At 62.0% G+C, this 792-nt stretch carries 1 protein-coding gene; it reads right to left on the minus strand.

Annotated elements, in window-relative coordinates; all coding sequences use genetic code 11:
* Window positions 1-718, minus strand: a 718-nt coding sequence (locus HMPREF2874_RS01225; RefSeq protein ID WP_141754189.1) for an IS256 family transposase, incomplete at its 3' end; no start/stop codon positions are given.
* Window positions 719-792 lie beyond the last annotated feature (74 nt).

Raw genomic sequence — 792 nt, forward strand, 5'->3', positions numbered from 1 at the left:
CCAGGCCCAGATGGGCGTCACTGGTCACCAGGCGCACGCCGGTGAGGCCTCGGGCGACCAGGTCGGCGAAGAACTCGTTCCACGCCGGGCCGGTCTCGCTGGTGGATACGCGCACCCCCAGTACTTCGCGGTGTCCGTCATTGTTGACTCCGGTGGCAACCAGGACCGCGCACGAGACGACGCGTCCTCCTTCGCGCACCTTCATGGTCAGTGCGTCAGCGGCGACGAACGTGAAAGGCCCAGCGTCGTCGAGGGGGCGATGGCGGAACTCGTCCACGTGTTCGTCCAGGTCGGCTGCCATACGTGAGACCTGGGACTTCGATAGTCCTGTGATCCCCAGGGTTTTGACGAGCTTGTCCATGCGGCGTGTGGATACTCCCGCTAAGTAGCAGTCAGCAACCACTGTGATCAAGGCGTTTTCGGAGCGTTTGCGGCGCTGCAACAGCCACTCTGGAAAGTAGGTGCCTGAGCGTAGCTTGGGGATCGCCACGTCAATGGTGCCGACCCTGGTATCCAGGGGCCGGTAGCGATACCCATTGCGCTGGGCCTGACGCTGCGGGTCTTGTTGGCCCCACTGGGCCCCGCACACCGCATCAGCGTCCGCTGATAGCAACGCGTTGATCACGTGCTGGAGCAGGGAACGCATCAAATCTGGGGACGCCTGGGATAACGCCTCGCCAAGCATGCCAGCAGGGTCGATAATATGAGGAGCGGTCATCGTTGTGCCTCCAAATCGTTTCGAGTCAGAAGTAGAAGAGCTTTCTCGAAGGATCACACGGTGACCGCACCCAT

The sequence above is a fragment of the Rothia sp. HMSC068F09 genome, assembly GCF_001812775.1.
GTDB classification, from domain to species: Bacteria; Actinomycetota; Actinomycetes; order Actinomycetales; family Micrococcaceae; genus Rothia; species Rothia mucilaginosa_A.